Raw genomic sequence first — 14,917 nt, 5'->3', positions numbered from 1 at the left:
TCCCGCTCGGGGCCTTTCCGGACGGAAAGGCCCCGAGCGCCGTCCGGAGACGCCCGCCCCGTACCCTTTGGGGTCTGCCGTGGTCCGCTGAGCCAAAGGGCCTAGGATGGAGGGGGCAATCGGCGGTTGGCCCGCCGCGGCCTGGATCGGACGACAATCGGGAGTGGAAATGGCAGCGGGACGACGCTCGGCGCCTGAGGCGGCTCCGGAGGGTGAAGCCCCCGCCCCCTCGGAATCCCTGGACCTGGTCAATAAATCGGTGGTCAAGGCCACGGTGCTGCTCAGCGAACTGGGCCGGCACCGGCAAGGCATCACCGCCACCGAAATAGCCCAGGCCGTAGGCATGACCCGGCCCACGGCCTTCCGCCTGCTGCTAAGCCTGGAGCAGACCGGTTTCGTCGACCGGGTGGACAACCGCTACATGCTCGGCTGGCAGGTGGCCCGCCTGGGCAGGCTGGCCGATCCCTACGCGGGGGCCGTTGCCAGAATCCAGCCGATCCTCAATGACTACGCCGCCAGGTTCAATGAGACCCTGACTTTCGTCATGGTGCGAGGCGAGTCCGAGCACGAGGTCGTGGCCGAGGCCTCGGGTTCCCGCTTCCTGACGTCCAATCAGTATCTCGGCGGAACCTACCCCCTCCACGCCAGCGCTACGGGAAAGCTCATTCTCGCCGAACTGAGCGACGGCAAAATCGCGTCCGTGCTGCCCGACAGGCTCGAGAAGTTCACCTCGCACACGCTCACGAGCCGGAAGGCGCTCCTCAGGGAGCTGCAGGAAGTCCGGGAACAGGGCTACGCGCTCATCGAAGACGAACTCGAAGAAGGGCTCTTCGCAGCCGGCTGGCCGGTGCGCGACCCGGCCGGCGTCCTCATTGGCATCCTCACCATCAACGGCCCCACCCAGCGCCTCAAGTCGGACCGGCTCCCGGACATGCTTGATGAATTGCGCCAAGCCGCCGGAGAGATCGCCAAGGCTTTGGGCTAGCACCTGCCGGGCCTCGGGAAATCCACCCAACCAGCCGGCCGCCGTCGAAAATGTGACGCAGGCCACTTGATCCGCCCTGATGGATGACATAAATTCGAACACAACGTTCAAGAAGTGAACACTTCACTTCCGCCGCGCCGGAGAAGTTTTCCTCACGGAGATCCGAGGGTCCGGTGTAGGCTTCGCGACTGCTGCGTCACCTACAGATCCAGGAGACATGAAATGGTCCGATCCATCGTCGTCGAGAGGGCCGGCGGCCCCGAGGTCCTCTCCATTGCCGAAAGTTCCCGGCTGGAGCCGGGCCCGCACGAGCTGCTGGTTGAGACGCGGGCGGTGGGAGTGAACTTCATGGAGACGTACCAGCGCGAGGGCGTCTATCCGGTCGAGTACCCCTTCATCCCCGGGACCGAAGGCATGGGAGTGGTCGCCGCCGTCGGCTCCGCGGTCAGGAGCTTCCTGCCCGGTGACCGGATCACGACCACCCAGTCTTCCCGCACGTACGCCGACGCGTTCCTCGTCAACGCCGACAAGGCCATGCGCGTGCCGGACGGAATCTCCGACGAGGTCGCGGCTGCGATCCCCGGTCAGGGGCTGACGGCTCATTATCTGGTCCGCTCGACCTACCCGGTGCGGGAGGGCGACGTCGCCGTGATCACGGCCGCCGCCGGCGGGGTCGGCGGGCTTACCGTGCAGCTGCTCAAGCGGCAGGGTGCCACCGTCGTGGCGCTCGTCGGCTCAGAGGAGAAAGGCGAGGCTGCACGCTCGCTGGGCGCCGACGTCGTGATCGTTGGTTACAAAGGCTTCGCCGCCCAGGTCCGGAAGCTCACCGATGGGCGGGGCGCCGACGTCGTCTACGACTCGGTCGGGAAGGACACCTTCGGTGAATCCCTGAAGGCGCTGCGAAAGCGCGGAACGCTCGTGCTCTTCGGCGGCTCCTCCGGGCAGGTCCCGCCCTTCGACCTGCAGCAGCTGAACCACCACGGTTCCCTGTACGTGACGCGCCCGACCATCGACGACTACCTACTCGACGAGGAGGAGCGCAGATGGCGCGCCGCCGAACTCTTCGACGCCGTGCTCGACGGATCATTCACAATCCGCCTGGCCGGAACCTACCCGCTGGCCCAGGCAGTCCGAGCCCATGAGCTGCTGGAGTCGCGTTCCGTCCAGGGCAAGCTCCTGCTCGTGCCTTGAGTACCGAGGCGCCTCCACAACTGAACGGCCGCAGCGCTAGAATCCGGTCGGTGAAGCCCAGCGGAAGGAAGCGCATGACCGTCCCGACTCCAGCGAAGCCCCCGGTGCAGGCCGAGGAAGATGTCGACCGGTACGACCCCGATTACCGCGGCTGGCTCGCGGCCGCGCTGTCGAAGGTGCAGGCGGACGCGAACCGCTCATCGGATACGCATCTGCTCGCGGTTCCGCTGCCGCTTGAGTGGGGCGTGGAGCTCTACCTCAAGGACGAGTCCACGCATCCGACGGGCTCGCTCAAGCACCGGCTGGCCAGGTCCCTGTTCCTGCACGCCCTGTGCAACGGCTGGGTCAGGCCGGGCAAGCCCGTGGTCGAAGCATCGAGCGGCTCCACCGCGATCTCGGAGGCGTACTTCTCCCGCCTCATCGGAGTCCCGTTCATCGCGGTGATGGCCGAGTCGACGAGCCTGGAAAAGGTCAGGCTGATCGAGTTCCATGGCGGCCGATGCCATTTCGTGCAGAACCCGGACGAGGTCTACGACGCCGCCGCGGACCTCGCACGGGAAACCGGCGGCCACTACATGGACCAGTTCACCTACGCCGAGCGGGCTACGGACTGGCGGGGCAACAACAACATCGCCGAGTCGATCTTCGAGCAGATGTCGCAGGAGCGGCACCCAGAGCCGGACTGGATTGTCGCGACCGCGGGCACCGGCGGCACCTCGGCCACGCTCGCCCGCTATGTCCGCTACACCGGGAGGGCCACCGGGATCTGCGTGGCCGACCCGGAGAACTCGGCCTTCTTCCCCGGCTGGCGCGAGCGGGATCCAAGCGTCACCACGAACCTCGGTTCGCGGATCGAGGGCATCGGCCGGCAGCGTGTGGAAGCCAGCTTCATCGGATCCAGCATCGACCGCATGATGCGCGTGCCGGACGCCGCGGCGATCGCCGCGATCCGCCTGCTCACCCAGCTGCTGGGCCGCCGCACCGGCGCATCAACGGGCACGGGCCTCTGGGCGGCGCTGCGGATCATTTCCGAAATGGTCCGGGCCGGCAGGCAGGGCAGTGTGGTCTCCCTGATTTGCGACGGCGGCGAGCGGTACCTCGACAAGTACTACTCGGACGAGTGGCTGGCCGCGAACGGCATCGACATAGGGCCGTACCACCGCCGCCTGGAAGCCTTTATGCGCACCGGTGTCCTGTCCTAGACATCCTGCTGCGGTGGACCGCCCGGCAACGTCGAATGGTCAGGCCGGTCCGCCCGTTGTCAGTCGCCGGTTACTGCCGGGACCGATGCTTCAGCTCGTGCAGAGACAGAACGGATGACCTGCCGGGTCGAGGAAAACGCGGAACGCGGAGCCGGGCTGGTGATCGTGCTTGACGGCGCCGAGCCCGATCACGGCGGCTTCGGCGCCATCGAGGTCGTCGACGACCACATCGAGGTGCATCTGCTGGGGCCGGTCCTGTGAGGGCCAGACCGGCGGCGCATACGACTCGACTTTCTGGAAGCAGAGCGACTGGCCGTAGTCGGCGCGGACCTCGGCCCAGTCGTCAGATACTTCCGCGGGCCATTCGAGCATGGCGCCGTAGAAGGCCGCGAGGACGGCCGGATCAGGGCAGTCAAGGACTATGGTCGGGAACCGTGCTATTGCCATGGCGCCACAATAGTGCGAAACGTGGACCTGTGGGCGGCATTTCCTGAAGGAGGACTGATGGCGCGGATTTTCATCACCGGCTCCACCGACGGGCTCGGTCGGGCAACGGCACAGACGCTGTTGGACGAGGGGCACGACGTCGTCGTTCATGCGCGCAGCAGCGCACGCCTGGCCGCGGTCCAGGATCTCCTCGACCGCGGCGCGGCCGGCGTGGTTGGCGATCTGTCCGACATGGAGGAAACGCGCGACGTCGCCGACCAGGTGAACCGGGCCGGCCCGCTGGACGCCGTGGTCCACAACGCGGGCGTGCTCGGCGGGGCCCACGTCTTCCAGGTCAACGTCGTCGCGCCGTACCTGCTGACCGCGCTTATCCGGCGGCCGCGCCGGCTGATCTACCTCAGCAGCGGCATGCACCGGGGCGGCAGCGCCGATCTGGCCGGCATGCTTCGGGACGGCTCCGCGCACCATGTGTCCTACTCGGACAGCAAACTCTACGCCACCGCCCTGGCCATGGCGGTGGCCCGGTTGTGGCCGGATGTCCTCAGCAACGCCGTCGATCCCGGCTGGGTGCCCACCAAAATGGGCGGCCCGACGGCCCCGGACGACCTGCGGCTGGGCCACCTCACCCAGGAGTGGCTCGCCGTCAGCGAGGACCCGGAGGCCTGCACGAGCGGCGGCTACTGGCACCACCAGCACCGGCAGCAGGCCCACCGGGCCGCCTACGATGAGCGCCTGCAGACCGAGCTGCTGAACCGGCTGGCCCGCATCACCGGAGAGCGCCTTACCTGATCCGGTTCGTGACCGGCCCCCGCTCAGTCAGGCCAAACGGGGCCGGCCACAACCGGTCCAGCTAGGCGCTTACCAGGCGGCGCGCCAGTACTGGTCCGCGCGGGGGTTGACGTCGCGGGTGATGCCGAGGGCCTTCGCCGCGTTCGCGGGCCAATGCGCGTCCTTCAGGGCGGCGCGGCCGACGCTCACGCCGTCGGCCTGGCCGGTGACCACGACGTGTTCCGCCTGCGCCGGGTCCGTGAGGAGCCCGACGGCGGTGACAAAGGAATCGGTGCCCTCCAGGGCTTCGCGGACGGCAGCCGCGAGCGGCACCTGGAAGCCAGGGCCGGAGGGGCCGTGGTACGAGCCGATGCCCGCGCTGGAGAGGTCGAAAGCAGTCACGCCGAGTTCGCGTGCTTCGCGGACAAACCGGAGGGTGTCGGAGAGCCGCCATCCGCCCTCGACCCAGTCGTCTCCGGAGAGGCGGATCGCCAGCGGCTTGTGGTCCGGCCAGGCGGCCCGGATCGCCGCGATGACCTCGCGCGCATACCGCGTGCGGTTCTCGTAGCTGCCACCGTAGGCATCGTCGCGGTGGTTGGTCAGCGGGGAGAGGAACTGGTGGATCAGGTAGCCGTGGGCGGCGTGGATCTGCACGACGTCGAAGCCTGCCTCGTCCGCGCGGCGTGCGGCGTCTGCCCATGACTGGACCGAGGCCTTGATCTCGTCGACGTCCATCGCGTGCGGCTGCGCCAGGCCGAAGATGTCGGTGGTCGAGGGGCCGACCGTTTCCCAGCCGCCCTCGTCCACGGGGATGGAGCCCTCGGCCTGCCCGGGCAGCCAGGGGTAGGTGGAGGCCTTGGCACCGGCGTGTGCCAGCTGGACGCCGATCGCTGCCCCCTGCTCGTGGGCGAAGTCCACGATGGGTTTCCAGGCCTCGCGCTGCGCATCGTTCCACAGCCCGGCGTCGCGGTCGGAGATCCGGCCCTCGGGCACGACGGCGGTTGCCTCGGCGACGACGAGTCCGAAGCCGCCGGCAGCCCGGGCGCCGAGGTGCACCAGGTGCCAGTCGGTGGGAACTCCGTCGCGTGCGGTCACCGAGTACTGGCACATCGGCGCGAGCACGGTGCGGTTGCGCAGCTGCAGGCCGGAGCCGTCGGGGGTGGTCAGGGTCGCGGGTTCGAAAAGCATACTCACGTAAGGCTGCAACCGGTGCCCGTGCCCAGCTATTCCTACAGAGGCAATGGCGTGGCCCACGGCCGCCGACCGTGGTGCCGGCGTGCGGCCGGATGATCAGGAGAGGGAGCCGCGGACGATGCTGACGCCGGAGTGGGCGGGGTTGCCGTCCAAGGGCTCGTCGGACACGTCGACGATCGGGTACTCGGCGAGGTTGAGTCCCTGGGGAATGGCGAAGGTCGCCGACTTCGTGTCCATGACTCCGAGGCTGACGAGGCCGGAGAGATCGGGCTTGATGAGCCAGACCTCCTGGTAGCCGGATCCTTCCTGGTCGCTGAGTTCGATGCTCAGCTCCCGTTCGCCGCCGCGCTCGATGACCTCGGCGGTGCCGGTGGTGGCGAAGTTGGCCAGCGGCTCGAGCCGGGCCTCGGCCAGCGGCGGGGTCTGGGACTGCTGCGTGACAACCCAGGAAATGCCCGCGGCGGCGACGACGACGGCGGCGGCCGCGGCGATCAGCCAGAGCGCGGTGTTCCGCCGGGGCGCCGCGCCGGCCCCTCGGCTAGCTCGAGCGGAGCGCCGGTCGGCAAGGCTGGCCGGTTCCTGTCGCTTCTCGGATCCCCGCAGCGGTTCCTGCTCGAGCGGATCGGCGGCGAGGGATTCGTCCAAAGCGAGCTCCCGGTGGATAGCTGTCCAGACGCCGGCGGAAGGCTGCGTGAGGGGACCCGGGTCGGGCTGGCTGCGCGCTGCGTCCACCGCCCGGCGGAGGGCGGCGTGCTCCGCGGCGCACACGCTGCAGGTGCGCAGGTGCTCGTTGTCGGCTTCGCTCGCCACCGGCTCGCCGAGGGCCATGAGGCTGAGCAGGTCCGGGTCAATATGCGGCACTGTCTACCTCCAATCGGCGTCTCAGGTGCTGCAGGCTGCGGCGGATGTGGCTCTTGACTGTACCCAACGGCAGTTCGAGCCGGCGGGAAATCTGGTCGTGCGTCAGATCGTCGAAGAAGGCCAAACGCATGATGGACCCCTGAGGTTCCCCCAACCGCTCCAGTTCGTCGTGGAGCAGGAGCCGGTCCGCGAGCAGGTCGGCGTCGGGACCGCCGGCGGTGCCATCGGGGTCGGCGGCCAGCTGAGCCGCCTGGACGCTGCGCAGCTCCTTGATCGAGGAGGACTGGGCGTCCGAGATGGCATTGCGGGTGATGCCGACGATCCACGCGGGAAGCCGTGCCCGCGAGGGGTCGAAGGTGGTGCGCGAGCGCCAGGCGCGGATGAAGACTTCCTGCGCTACGTCGTCGGCCGCTGCGCGGTTCCCGAGCGAGCGGGCCGCAAGGGTGTGGACCAGCGGAGCGAACTGCCGGTAGGCCTCGGCGAGGGCGTTTTCGTCCCCTCCGGCGAAGGCCGCGTCGAGTTCCGCGGTCCAGGCACTGGCAGCGGGAGGAGCCAACGGTTGCTCCCTCCAAACTGCGGCGTAGCGCGTCGCTTCCATGGCCGGTTGGACCGCTCACCGCGGCACTGCGGTGACTATGACATTGTCGCTGTAGTCCTGGCGCTCGTCCAGCCACCGGCCCCCGCAGGTCACGAGCTTCAGCTCGGGAGGACCATCCCGGCGGAACAGGGCCGCGCCGTCGAGGTCCCCCTTGTTCACTGACTCCACGCGTGCAACCTCGTACTCCAGGACACCGCCGTCGGCCTGCTCCACCGTTACCCGAGCGTCCGGTTCCAGCCGCTTCAGTTCGGCGAACGGCGCCACATCGGTCAGCGTATCGACATGGGCCGCGATCACGGCGCTGCCCTCCTTCTCGCCGGGGACCGTTCCGTAGCGGTACCAGCCGGCCTGGTAGAAGGAGTCGGGAATGACCATCGCGTTGTTCGCTCCGACGCCTACCTCCACCACGTCGACGGCGATGGAGGTGCCTTCGACGCGCAGGAACCGCGGCGGAGCAGGCTCGCGGGGTGCCGGGACGAGCGTGGCCTCGTGGAGGGGGATGTCCGGCAGCTCCGGCGCCGCTTGTGGGGTGGCGGCGGAGGGGACCGCGGCCGCCGTGCTGGCAACCGGCGCGGACGGACCGGCGCCGCGAGACGAGATACCGGGAGGCGGGGTGCCGCAGGCCACGGCCAGCAGCAGGGCTGCAGCCAGGGACATAACGACGGCGGGGCGTTCCCTCCTGCGGCGGGTGGCCGTTTTCGCTGGCCGGCTCATGGCTCTCCTCAGGGCGGGGCCCGTCCGGTCCCAAGGTGCCGGGGACCGGACGGGCGGATGAAGGCGGCGCCCATCGGTGCGGGAAAGACGTGGACGCCGCCGGCTCAATCAGCCGCGGCGGGCCCCAGCGCGCCGCCGCAGGGCTACCGCGCCGGCACCGAGCAGGAGCAGGCCGCCCGCAGCGGCACCGGCCATGGCCGCGGCGGTGCCGCCGTCATCGGCAGCCGCACCCGAGCGGCCTCCCGGGACGGCGCCAGGATTCGAGTGCAGACCCTCGATGTTCTGGACGGCCAGCTGCAGGTTGCCGTCGTCCAGGCTGCCCCAGGCGTAGACAATCGTGTGGGTGCCCTCGGCCACCGTCACGTCTGCCGGGCCAAGGACCGGGTCCGTGGTGCCCGCCGCCGCGACGGCCGCGGGAACGGTGCCCGGATCCAGTGTGAGGGTCTGCTCATCCGGATTTTCGAGGCCTTCGATCACGGCGGTGCCCCCGGCCAGGACGTCCACCGCGGGGGCGGCGGCAGTATGCCGGACCGTCAGCTTGCCCTTGCCGGCGTCGATGGGCGACACGTCGTTGGTGTAGAGGTTGGCCGTGGGGTTGCCCCCGGCGTCGAGGTTCGCCACCGCAGTGTAGTTGCCGCCGTCTTCGAGGTCGACGTCGACCGGGCCGATGACTGCTTCGTCCGCGCTGGCAGCATCCGGGGCGGTGATCGCCAGCGAGTGGCCGCCGGCCGGAACCGGCAGCGGTCCGGCCAAGGACCCCGGCGCGAAGTCGTCCAGGGTGAGCGCACCATCGACCCATACATCGACGGTGAGGTCCGGCACGCCGTGCAGCACCGACAGCTGGGCTTCGCCGTCCGCAGCATCGGCGGGCGCGGCAAAACCGGCTGCGGCCATCAGTCCTGCGGCTCCGGTAGCAAGAATCATTCTGCGCATTGCCATCTCTCCTTCAACGGCCCGGGGACCGGGCGGATGTTGCTGACACCCCTACTACCGGCCGGGACCGCCGTTTGGATGCAGGCGGATGCAGATTTTTTCGAAATGGCCGAGTGGCCGCACCTCCCTGAACCAGGGCCAGTGACGGATAGGCCGGCCGGCGGGACAATGAGGGAGTGGGCGGGGCTGAGTTCGCGGCCGCTGCAGCAGTTTCGGGCACAGCCTTGGGGCGGCGGGGGCGGCCGCGGGAGTATGGGTGGAGTCGAGATGACCAGGTTTGTGATCGGGCCCGATGTTGCGCTGCAGTTGGCCCGGGACAGGGCCCGGATCGCGATGACGCACCAGCTCGTCGCGCCCACGTTGCTGCGCTCGCAGGTCCTCTCGGTTCTGTACCGGGAAGTGCAGAGCGGCGCGATGGAGTCACATGAGGCGGAACGGCAGCTCGACTACCTGCGCGGCCTGCGGATCCGGCTGCTGGGAGACCGGGCCTTGCAGCGGGCCGCCTGGAAGGTCGCGAACGAACTGGGGTGGCCGGACACCTTCGAGGCCGAATACGTGGCGCTGACCCAGCTTCAGGCCGACGCCTTCGTGACCCTCGACCAACAGCTCGCTCGGGCGGCGCGGAAACTGGTGAAGCTCGCCGAGCCCGAGGCATTGTTTGTGCCGGCCGGTAGCGACAGCAGGCCGGGCAGCGGCGGGGGACACCAGCCGAAGCTGCGGCCGCTTAAGACCTAAGAGGTACTCGTCGACGATTTTGGCCGAGTCCTAAGAAGGTGACGGACGGCTAGCTGGCTTCGGGTTCCGCCGCGGAGTCCTTAGCCGGCCTGCCGACGGCGGCGGCACACACTCCGGCGGCTGCGCTCACGATCTCCAGTGGGATACCGGCAGCGACGGCAGCCCCGATCTCCTCATCGCAGGCGGCTTTCGCCTGGTCCAGCGCCCATTCGGCTGCCTCGACCGCCCCTGCCCGGACCGTGACGGCCGCCAGCGCTTTCTTCTGTTCGGGGGAGAGGCTGGCCACAGCGTCCGTTTCCACGTCCGGCAACGGGAGGATCTCAGGTGCTGACTCGAGCGATACGTCTGCCTCCAGTGCCACAACGGACAGGGGCAGAGTCTTTGGTTCAGCAATGGGCTCCATGGAGGTCCCTTTCACGCGCGAGGGGCGGGCCTTCCCTTCCCTGCGAGGAAAAAGGCCTCCGAGCAAGACCGACCGGTCTTTCTCATGGCCCATAGCATATAGGGGTCACCGCTGAATCGTGAATCCTGGAAGTCGCTGCTTGAAGCTCCAGGCTGCGTCGGGTGCTCGCGCCGCTTAGCGCGAGGGCAAACCTCTTTCCGGGCCGTGGAATGTCGGGCCGTGCCCAGATTACTGGCGTATCCTAGGTGACTGTCATGACCCACACCGAAGTAGCCGAACCCGCGAATCCGCGGGAACGCGTGCTGTCCGCCGTCTATCCGCTCTTTGCGCAGCGCGGCGTCCGTGACGTGGGCATCGACGAGATTATTCGCACTGCCGGAGTGGCCAAGGCGACGTTCTACCGGCATTTTACGTCCAAGGAAGCTCTGGTCCTGGCATTCCTGCAGCGGCGCCACGAGGTCTTCGGCATCAACTGGCTCCTTGACGAAGTGGCGCAGCGGGCAGACACTCCCGAGGGGCGCTTGCTGGCCATCTTCGACGTCTTTGCCGAATGGTTCGCACGCGAGGACTACGAAGCGTGTTCCTTCATCCGCGTGATGTTTGAGATGGGCGCCTCGGATCCGGCCGGACAGGCCAGCATTGACTACCTGATGGAGATCCGGAACCAGATTGCCCTGCTGGCCGAGGAAGCCGGCCTGGACGACGTGGACGGATTCGCGCGGTCATGGCGGATCCTGATGGCCGGGTCGATCGTCACCGCAGCCGAAGGGGACCGGGAGGCGGCAGCTCGTGCCCGCCGGATGGCCGCCCTGCTGATTGCTGAGCACAGTCCGGCCTGAACCCATCCTTCCGCTGGCAGGCGAGGCCACCCGAGGCGAGCTGCCCGCCGTGTTTGTACTCAATCCCGCGAGGATTCCGTGGGGGCCGGCCGGCCTGGCTCCGGCTGGGGACACGTCTCATCACAGTCGTGCTTGGTGACGAGGTCGAATCTCGCGCCGCCGTGCTGGTCGACTCCGGAGCGGATGGCGCGCTCCACCACCGAGTCGGCGAGGCGTCGGCGCAGGGAGAGCGGGTCACGGCGGAGGTCTTTGGTCAGGGCGATGCACATCAGGAGCATGACCAGGACAAACGGCAGCGCGGTAACGATGGTGATGTTCTTGAGTCCGTTGAGCGCTTCGGCGGGTTCGTCGCCGCCGGCGAGCAGCATCACCGCGGCAACGGCACCGGTCAGGGCACCCCAAAAGATGACGACGCCGCGTGCCGGCTCTTCGCTGCCGTTGGAGCTGAGGGTCCCCATCACGATGGAGGCCGCGTCGGCGCCGGTGATGAAGAAGATGCCCACCAGCACCATGGCCAGGATTGCGACCGCGCCGGCCAGGACGTTGGGCAGGGGCAGGTTCTGGATCAGGTCGAAGAGGGCGCCGTCGAAGGAGATGCCTGGCACGCCATTGGTGGTCTCAACGAGTCCGTCGGTGGGGTCGGGGGTGGCGTCGGCGACAGCCTGGACGCCGAAGCCGGCGCCGCCGAAAATGGCGAACCAGATGACGCTGACGACGCTGGGCACCAGCAGGACGCCGGTGACGAACTGGCGGATGGTCCGGCCGCGGCTGATCCGGGCGATGAACATGCCCACGAACGGCGTCCACGATACCCACCAGGCCCAGTAGAAGACGGTCCAGCCGGACATCCAGGTCCGCAGCGCCTCGTCGCCGACGGCCTCGGTGCGGGACGCCATCTCGGCCAGGTCCCGGGCATAGTCGCCCACAGCCGCCGGGATCAGGTTCAGGATGAAGAGCGTCGGCCCGGCCACGAAGACAATGAGGGCCAGGACCACGGCGAGGACCATGTTGATGTTGGAGAGCCACTGGATGCCGCGGCTGATCCCCGAGACGGCCGAGGCAATGAAGCAGGCGGTCAGGACCGCCACAATCACGACAAGGACGGGCGTGGCCAGATCGCCGACCCAGCCGTTGGCGGCCAGGCCGCTGCCGATCTGCAGGGCGCCGAGGCCGAGCGACGCGGCAGTGCCGAACAGCGTGGCGAAGATGGCCAGGATGTTGATGACCTTGCCCGCCGGCCCCTCCACCGTTTTGCGGCCAAAGATGGAGGTGAAGATCGAGGAGACCAGCTGTCTGCGGCCCAGCCGGTAGGTTCCATAGGCGATCGCGCAACCGACGACGGCGTACATCGCCCACGGATGCAGCGTCCAGTGGAAGAGCGAGGTGGCCATGGCGGTCTGGATGGCTTCGGGGGTCTGGCCGTCGACGGTTCCGGGCGGCGGTGCGACGTAGTGGTACATCGGTTCGGCCACGCCGTAGAACATCAGGCCGATGCCCATGCCGGCGGCGAACATCATGGAGATCCAGGAGACCGTGCGGAACTCCGGCTTCTCACCGTCCTTGCCGAGCGGGATGTTGCCGAACCGGCCGACGGCCAGCCACAGGACGTAGACCACGAAGAGCGAGGCGAGCAGGATGAACAGCCAGCCGGTATTCGCCATGACCCAATTCAGCACCGCCGTTGATGTCCCCGCGAGATTGTCCCTTCCGGCGAAACCCCAAATCACAAAGCCCAGGGCCGCAACGCCGGCTACGACGAAGACGGTCCGGTCCAGGCCGCCCGGACCGCGGCTCAAGTCCGCCGCCTCATGTTCGCTGACGCTTTCGCGCAGCTCGTGGAGGAGCTGGGTGTCGCTCTCCACTACCGCTGCCGAGTCAGCCGACCCCGCTTCTTCCTGGACCACAAGCTGTACATTTTCTTCAAGATTGCCGTCCCCAGCGGCAGGTTCCTTGTTCAAAGGCATGGGATTCTCTCTCGCGGAAAACCGCTCTTCGTCGGATGGGTACGGATTTGGCCAGCTTGCCTCGGCACTGCTAGCCAAAGGCTCTGATACCAGTTGGCTATTGCCCAACGTAGTTCGCGTTGCGCAGCAGTGTGACCCCGCTCACGTAGGTTGTCAAGCCATGCGATCCGCAGGAACTGCGTCCGGATAGCCGCCAAGGCATGACCTGGCGAGCGTCCGATCACTAAGAAGCTAAGCGCAGCTGCCGAGGGAGAACCGGTAACCGTCGTCTTCGAGGTACATTCGCCGGCCGCGGCCGTGGTCCAGATACACCCAGATCGTCCGCCCGTCTTCGGTGACGTCATCGACGACACCCGTCTCCTTCAGCCGCCGGGCATGTTCAACGGCGACCCAGTCTCCCGGGTACAGGCGGCCCGGCCTGTCCTGCACGTTCTGGCGGTCGGGGACCCACGTGGCTTGCTTCGACATGGCGCGCCTCACCCGTGTGACCCAACGGTCCCGCTGGATACCAGCGGGCCCTTCGCTTCCACGGCGGCCCGTGCAGCCACGGAGGTGTGGAGCAAGAGGAGAGCGGTGGTGATGGTGCCGACGCCACCGGGAACCGGCGAGAGCGCCGACGCGACCTGCTCCACCGACTGGGCGTCGACGTCGCCGACCAGGGCGCCGTCCTCGAGCACATTGGTTCCCACATCGACCACGACGGCGCCCGGGGCCACGTGGCGGTCGGTCACCAGCCCGGGCCTTCCGGCGGCAACGACGACGACGCTGGCAGCACGCGTGTAGTCCTCCAAGGGGCGCGAGCGGGAGTGGCAGACCGTGATCGATGCGTTGCGTTCGAGCAGCAGGTGCAGCAGCGGTTTGCCTACGACGGCAGACCTTCCGACGACGGCGACGTGATGGCCTTCGACGGGGACCGCATGGTGGACGAGCATCTCCACGACGGCCCGTGCCGTAGCGGGAGCGAATGCCGGGAGCCCGACGGCCAGGCGGCCGAGGCTCAGCGGGTTGGCGCCGTCGATGTCTTTGTCCGGTGCAATGTGGGGGACGAGCTCGTCGACCTGGACTCCGTCCGGGAGCGGGGTCTGCAGGATGATGCCGTGTGTCTGAGGATCTTCACTGAGCTGGGTGAGCGTGGCCTGGAGCTGCGCGCTGGAGGCCGTCGGACCCAGGTCGATGATCCTGCAGTCCACTCCGGCCTTGGCGGCGGACTTGGCAATGGAGCGGACGTACCAGTGCGTCGATTCGTTATCAGTGGCTACGACAACGGCGAGGGCGGGAACGATCCCTTCGGACGCCAATCGTGCGACGTTGTCCGCTACCTGTGCCCGGACTTCCTTGGCTACCGGTGCACCGGACAGGGAGACCGCGCTCATGCCAGCACCCGCTTCCGCACCCGGCCGGCGAGGTCATCGGCGGACTCAATCGCCCGTTCCGCGCGCAGGACATCGGATTGGAGGGCGTCCTGCAGGCTGGTGTCCTTGATCGCCTTGATGTTGATGTCCAAGGTGATCCGGGCCGTTGCAATCGCCGCACGTGCTGCTTCCGCGGCTGCCGCGACGTCGCTGATGACGTTGGCATTGCCGACGTAGGCCAGCTCGTGGCCGAGCGCGATGATCTGTTCCCCCACATCGATGAGCGCCCGGGGCGGCTCCGCTGCCCGCGCCAGTGCTTCCTGGACGGCCCGGCTGCGGTTTGCCCGTTCCTCGTCGGATCCGCCCGGGAGCCCGTAGGCTGCGATGACGGCGGCGAAGGCTTCCTCGTCGTCGTCCGCAATCCGTACGGCGGCGGGGATCAGCCCGTCGGCGGCGAGGATGATGCGTTCAACGTCTTCTGCGTCGTCTGCATATTTGGGGCCGGTGGTGTAGCGGGCAACCATGGCGATGAGGGCTGCACCCTGGGCTGCATGCAGCGCACCCGCGGCTCCTCCGCCGGGTGTCGGCTGCCGGGCAGCCAGGCGCTGGAGGTAGTTGTTGATGGTTTCGGAACTGGTCATGGTGATGTGGTCCAATCGGCCGTGCTGACGTGGCTGGCAGGATAGGGGGTCGCGGCCCCGGCCCTGGAGGCTGGGCGGGACCGGGGCCGC

17 protein-coding genes are annotated in these 14,917 nt (G+C 68.2%); 6 read left to right on the top strand and 11 right to left on the bottom strand.

Features of this window, described 5'->3' with window-relative positions; all coding sequences use genetic code 11:
- Positions 1–169 precede the first annotated feature (169 nt).
- From WFH44_RS20770 to WFH44_RS20760, 3 genes are all read left to right on the top strand, one after another.
- Positions 170–985 carry an IclR family transcriptional regulator gene (locus WFH44_RS20770; RefSeq protein WP_336716464.1) on the top strand — a complete coding sequence of 272 codons (816 nt, stop codon included), beginning with the start codon at positions 170–172 and terminating at the stop codon, positions 983–985.
- Between the two features lie 222 nt (positions 986–1,207).
- Positions 1,208–2,176, top strand: a complete 969-nt coding sequence (locus tag WFH44_RS20765; protein WP_336716463.1) for a quinone oxidoreductase family protein — start codon at positions 1,208–1,210, stop codon at positions 2,174–2,176.
- Positions 2,177–2,250: 74 nt separating this feature from the next.
- On the top strand, positions 2,251–3,378 hold the full coding sequence (locus WFH44_RS20760) for a PLP-dependent cysteine synthase family protein (RefSeq protein ID WP_336716461.1): 1,128 nt from the start codon (positions 2,251–2,253) through the stop codon (positions 3,376–3,378).
- A gap of 90 nt (positions 3,379–3,468) precedes the next feature.
- Here WFH44_RS20760 and WFH44_RS20755 read toward each other — a convergent pair whose 3' ends face one another.
- Positions 3,469–3,825 carry a VOC family protein gene (locus WFH44_RS20755; RefSeq protein ID WP_336716459.1) on the bottom strand — a complete coding sequence of 119 codons (357 nt, stop codon included), beginning with the start codon at positions 3,823–3,825 and terminating at the stop codon, positions 3,469–3,471.
- A gap of 57 nt (positions 3,826–3,882) precedes the next feature.
- Between WFH44_RS20755 and WFH44_RS20750 the strand changes: the two genes are divergently transcribed.
- A complete protein-coding gene (locus WFH44_RS20750) occupies positions 3,883–4,614 on the top strand; it encodes an SDR family NAD(P)-dependent oxidoreductase (protein ID WP_336716457.1) in 732 nt (243 codons plus the stop codon).
- Between the two features lie 69 nt (positions 4,615–4,683).
- Here the strand turns inward: WFH44_RS20750 and WFH44_RS20745 are convergent, their stop codons facing one another.
- From WFH44_RS20745 to WFH44_RS20725, 5 genes are all read right to left on the bottom strand, one after another.
- Positions 4,684–5,781, bottom strand: coding sequence for an NADH:flavin oxidoreductase/NADH oxidase (locus WFH44_RS20745; protein WP_336716455.1), 1,098 nt, complete (start codon positions 5,779–5,781; stop codon positions 4,684–4,686).
- Between the two features lie 102 nt (positions 5,782–5,883).
- Positions 5,884–6,648, bottom strand: coding sequence for an anti-sigma factor (locus WFH44_RS20740; protein WP_336716453.1), 765 nt, complete (start codon positions 6,646–6,648; stop codon positions 5,884–5,886).
- The gene (locus tag WFH44_RS20735) at positions 6,635–7,204 is read right to left on the bottom strand and encodes an RNA polymerase sigma factor (protein WP_336716451.1); all 570 of its coding nucleotides are present in this window, start codon (positions 7,202–7,204) and stop codon (positions 6,635–6,637) included. The genes WFH44_RS20740 and WFH44_RS20735 overlap by 14 nt, the downstream gene beginning before the upstream one ends.
- 57 nt (positions 7,205–7,261) lie before the next feature.
- The gene (locus tag WFH44_RS20730) at positions 7,262–7,960 is read right to left on the bottom strand and encodes a class F sortase (protein WP_336716450.1); all 699 of its coding nucleotides are present in this window, start codon (positions 7,958–7,960) and stop codon (positions 7,262–7,264) included.
- 108 nt (positions 7,961–8,068) lie between these two features.
- Entirely contained in the window at positions 8,069–8,893 is an 825-nt protein-coding gene (locus WFH44_RS20725; RefSeq protein WP_336716448.1) for a DUF4397 domain-containing protein, read from the bottom strand.
- Between the two features lie 267 nt (positions 8,894–9,160).
- On the opposite strand from WFH44_RS20725, the gene WFH44_RS20720 reads away from it, so the two are divergent.
- On the top strand, positions 9,161–9,628 hold the full coding sequence (locus WFH44_RS20720) for a type II toxin-antitoxin system VapC family toxin (RefSeq protein WP_336716446.1): 468 nt from the start codon (positions 9,161–9,163) through the stop codon (positions 9,626–9,628).
- 49 nt (positions 9,629–9,677) lie between these two features.
- Here the strand turns inward: WFH44_RS20720 and WFH44_RS20715 are convergent, their stop codons facing one another.
- Positions 9,678–10,031: a hypothetical protein gene (locus tag WFH44_RS20715; RefSeq protein WP_336716445.1), complete on the bottom strand. Its 354-nt coding sequence runs from the start codon at positions 10,029–10,031 to the stop codon at positions 9,678–9,680.
- A 254-nt stretch (positions 10,032–10,285) separates the two neighbouring features.
- Between WFH44_RS20715 and WFH44_RS20710 the strand changes: the two genes are divergently transcribed.
- On the top strand, positions 10,286–10,870 hold the full coding sequence (locus tag WFH44_RS20710) for a TetR/AcrR family transcriptional regulator (RefSeq protein WP_336716443.1): 585 nt from the start codon (positions 10,286–10,288) through the stop codon (positions 10,868–10,870).
- A gap of 59 nt (positions 10,871–10,929) precedes the next feature.
- On the opposite strand, the gene WFH44_RS20705 is transcribed toward WFH44_RS20710, so the two are convergent.
- The 4 genes from WFH44_RS20705 to WFH44_RS20690 form a co-directional block, all read right to left on the bottom strand.
- Entirely contained in the window at positions 10,930–12,834 is a 1,905-nt protein-coding gene (locus tag WFH44_RS20705; protein ID WP_336716442.1) for a BCCT family transporter, read from the bottom strand.
- 231 nt (positions 12,835–13,065) lie between these two features.
- Complete coding sequence (locus tag WFH44_RS20700; protein WP_336716440.1) at positions 13,066–13,302, bottom strand: hypothetical protein; 237 nt, start codon at positions 13,300–13,302, stop codon at positions 13,066–13,068.
- A gap of 8 nt (positions 13,303–13,310) precedes the next feature.
- Positions 13,311–14,207, bottom strand: a complete 897-nt coding sequence (locus WFH44_RS20695; protein WP_336716438.1) for a bifunctional 5,10-methylenetetrahydrofolate dehydrogenase/5,10-methenyltetrahydrofolate cyclohydrolase — start codon at positions 14,205–14,207, stop codon at positions 13,311–13,313.
- A complete protein-coding gene (locus WFH44_RS20690; RefSeq protein ID WP_336716436.1) occupies positions 14,204–14,827 on the bottom strand; it encodes a cyclodeaminase/cyclohydrolase family protein in 624 nt (207 codons plus the stop codon). The genes WFH44_RS20695 and WFH44_RS20690 overlap by 4 nt, the downstream gene beginning before the upstream one ends.
- Between the last annotated feature and the right edge of the window lie 90 nt (positions 14,828–14,917).

Source organism: Arthrobacter sp. USHLN218 (genome assembly GCF_037144715.1).
Taxonomy (GTDB): Bacteria; Actinomycetota; Actinomycetes; order Actinomycetales; family Micrococcaceae; genus Crystallibacter.
This window is presented reverse-complemented; position numbering and strand designations above follow the sequence as displayed.

Bases quoted from the DNA above. Each gene is read 5' to 3' on its own strand.
- WFH44_RS20770 (WP_336716464.1), top strand. From the start codon at position 170: ATGGCAGCGGGACGACGCTCGGCGCCTGAGGCGGCTCCGGAGGGTGAA.
- WFH44_RS20765 (WP_336716463.1), top strand. From the start codon at position 1,208: ATGGTCCGATCCATCGTCGTCGAGAGGGCCGGCGGCCCCGAGGTCCTC.
- WFH44_RS20760 (WP_336716461.1), top strand. From the start codon at position 2,251: ATGACCGTCCCGACTCCAGCGAAGCCCCCGGTGCAGGCCGAGGAAGAT.
- WFH44_RS20755 (WP_336716459.1), bottom strand. From the start codon at position 3,825: ATGGCAATAGCACGGTTCCCGACCATAGTCCTTGACTGCCCTGATCCG.
- WFH44_RS20750 (WP_336716457.1), top strand. From the start codon at position 3,883: ATGGCGCGGATTTTCATCACCGGCTCCACCGACGGGCTCGGTCGGGCA.
- WFH44_RS20745 (WP_336716455.1), bottom strand. From the start codon at position 5,781: ATGCTTTTCGAACCCGCGACCCTGACCACCCCCGACGGCTCCGGCCTG.
- WFH44_RS20730 (WP_336716450.1), bottom strand. From the start codon at position 7,960: ATGAGCCGGCCAGCGAAAACGGCCACCCGCCGCAGGAGGGAACGCCCC.
- WFH44_RS20725 (WP_336716448.1), bottom strand. From the start codon at position 8,893: ATGCGCAGAATGATTCTTGCTACCGGAGCCGCAGGACTGATGGCCGCA.
- WFH44_RS20720 (WP_336716446.1), top strand. From the start codon at position 9,161: ATGACCAGGTTTGTGATCGGGCCCGATGTTGCGCTGCAGTTGGCCCGG.
- WFH44_RS20715 (WP_336716445.1), bottom strand. From the start codon at position 10,031: ATGGAGCCCATTGCTGAACCAAAGACTCTGCCCCTGTCCGTTGTGGCA.
- WFH44_RS20710 (WP_336716443.1), top strand. From the start codon at position 10,286: ATGACCCACACCGAAGTAGCCGAACCCGCGAATCCGCGGGAACGCGTG.
- WFH44_RS20705 (WP_336716442.1), bottom strand. From the start codon at position 12,834: ATGCCTTTGAACAAGGAACCTGCCGCTGGGGACGGCAATCTTGAAGAA.
- WFH44_RS20700 (WP_336716440.1), bottom strand. From the start codon at position 13,302: ATGTCGAAGCAAGCCACGTGGGTCCCCGACCGCCAGAACGTGCAGGAC.
- WFH44_RS20695 (WP_336716438.1), bottom strand. From the start codon at position 14,207: ATGAGCGCGGTCTCCCTGTCCGGTGCACCGGTAGCCAAGGAAGTCCGG.
- WFH44_RS20690 (WP_336716436.1), bottom strand. From the start codon at position 14,827: ATGACCAGTTCCGAAACCATCAACAACTACCTCCAGCGCCTGGCTGCC.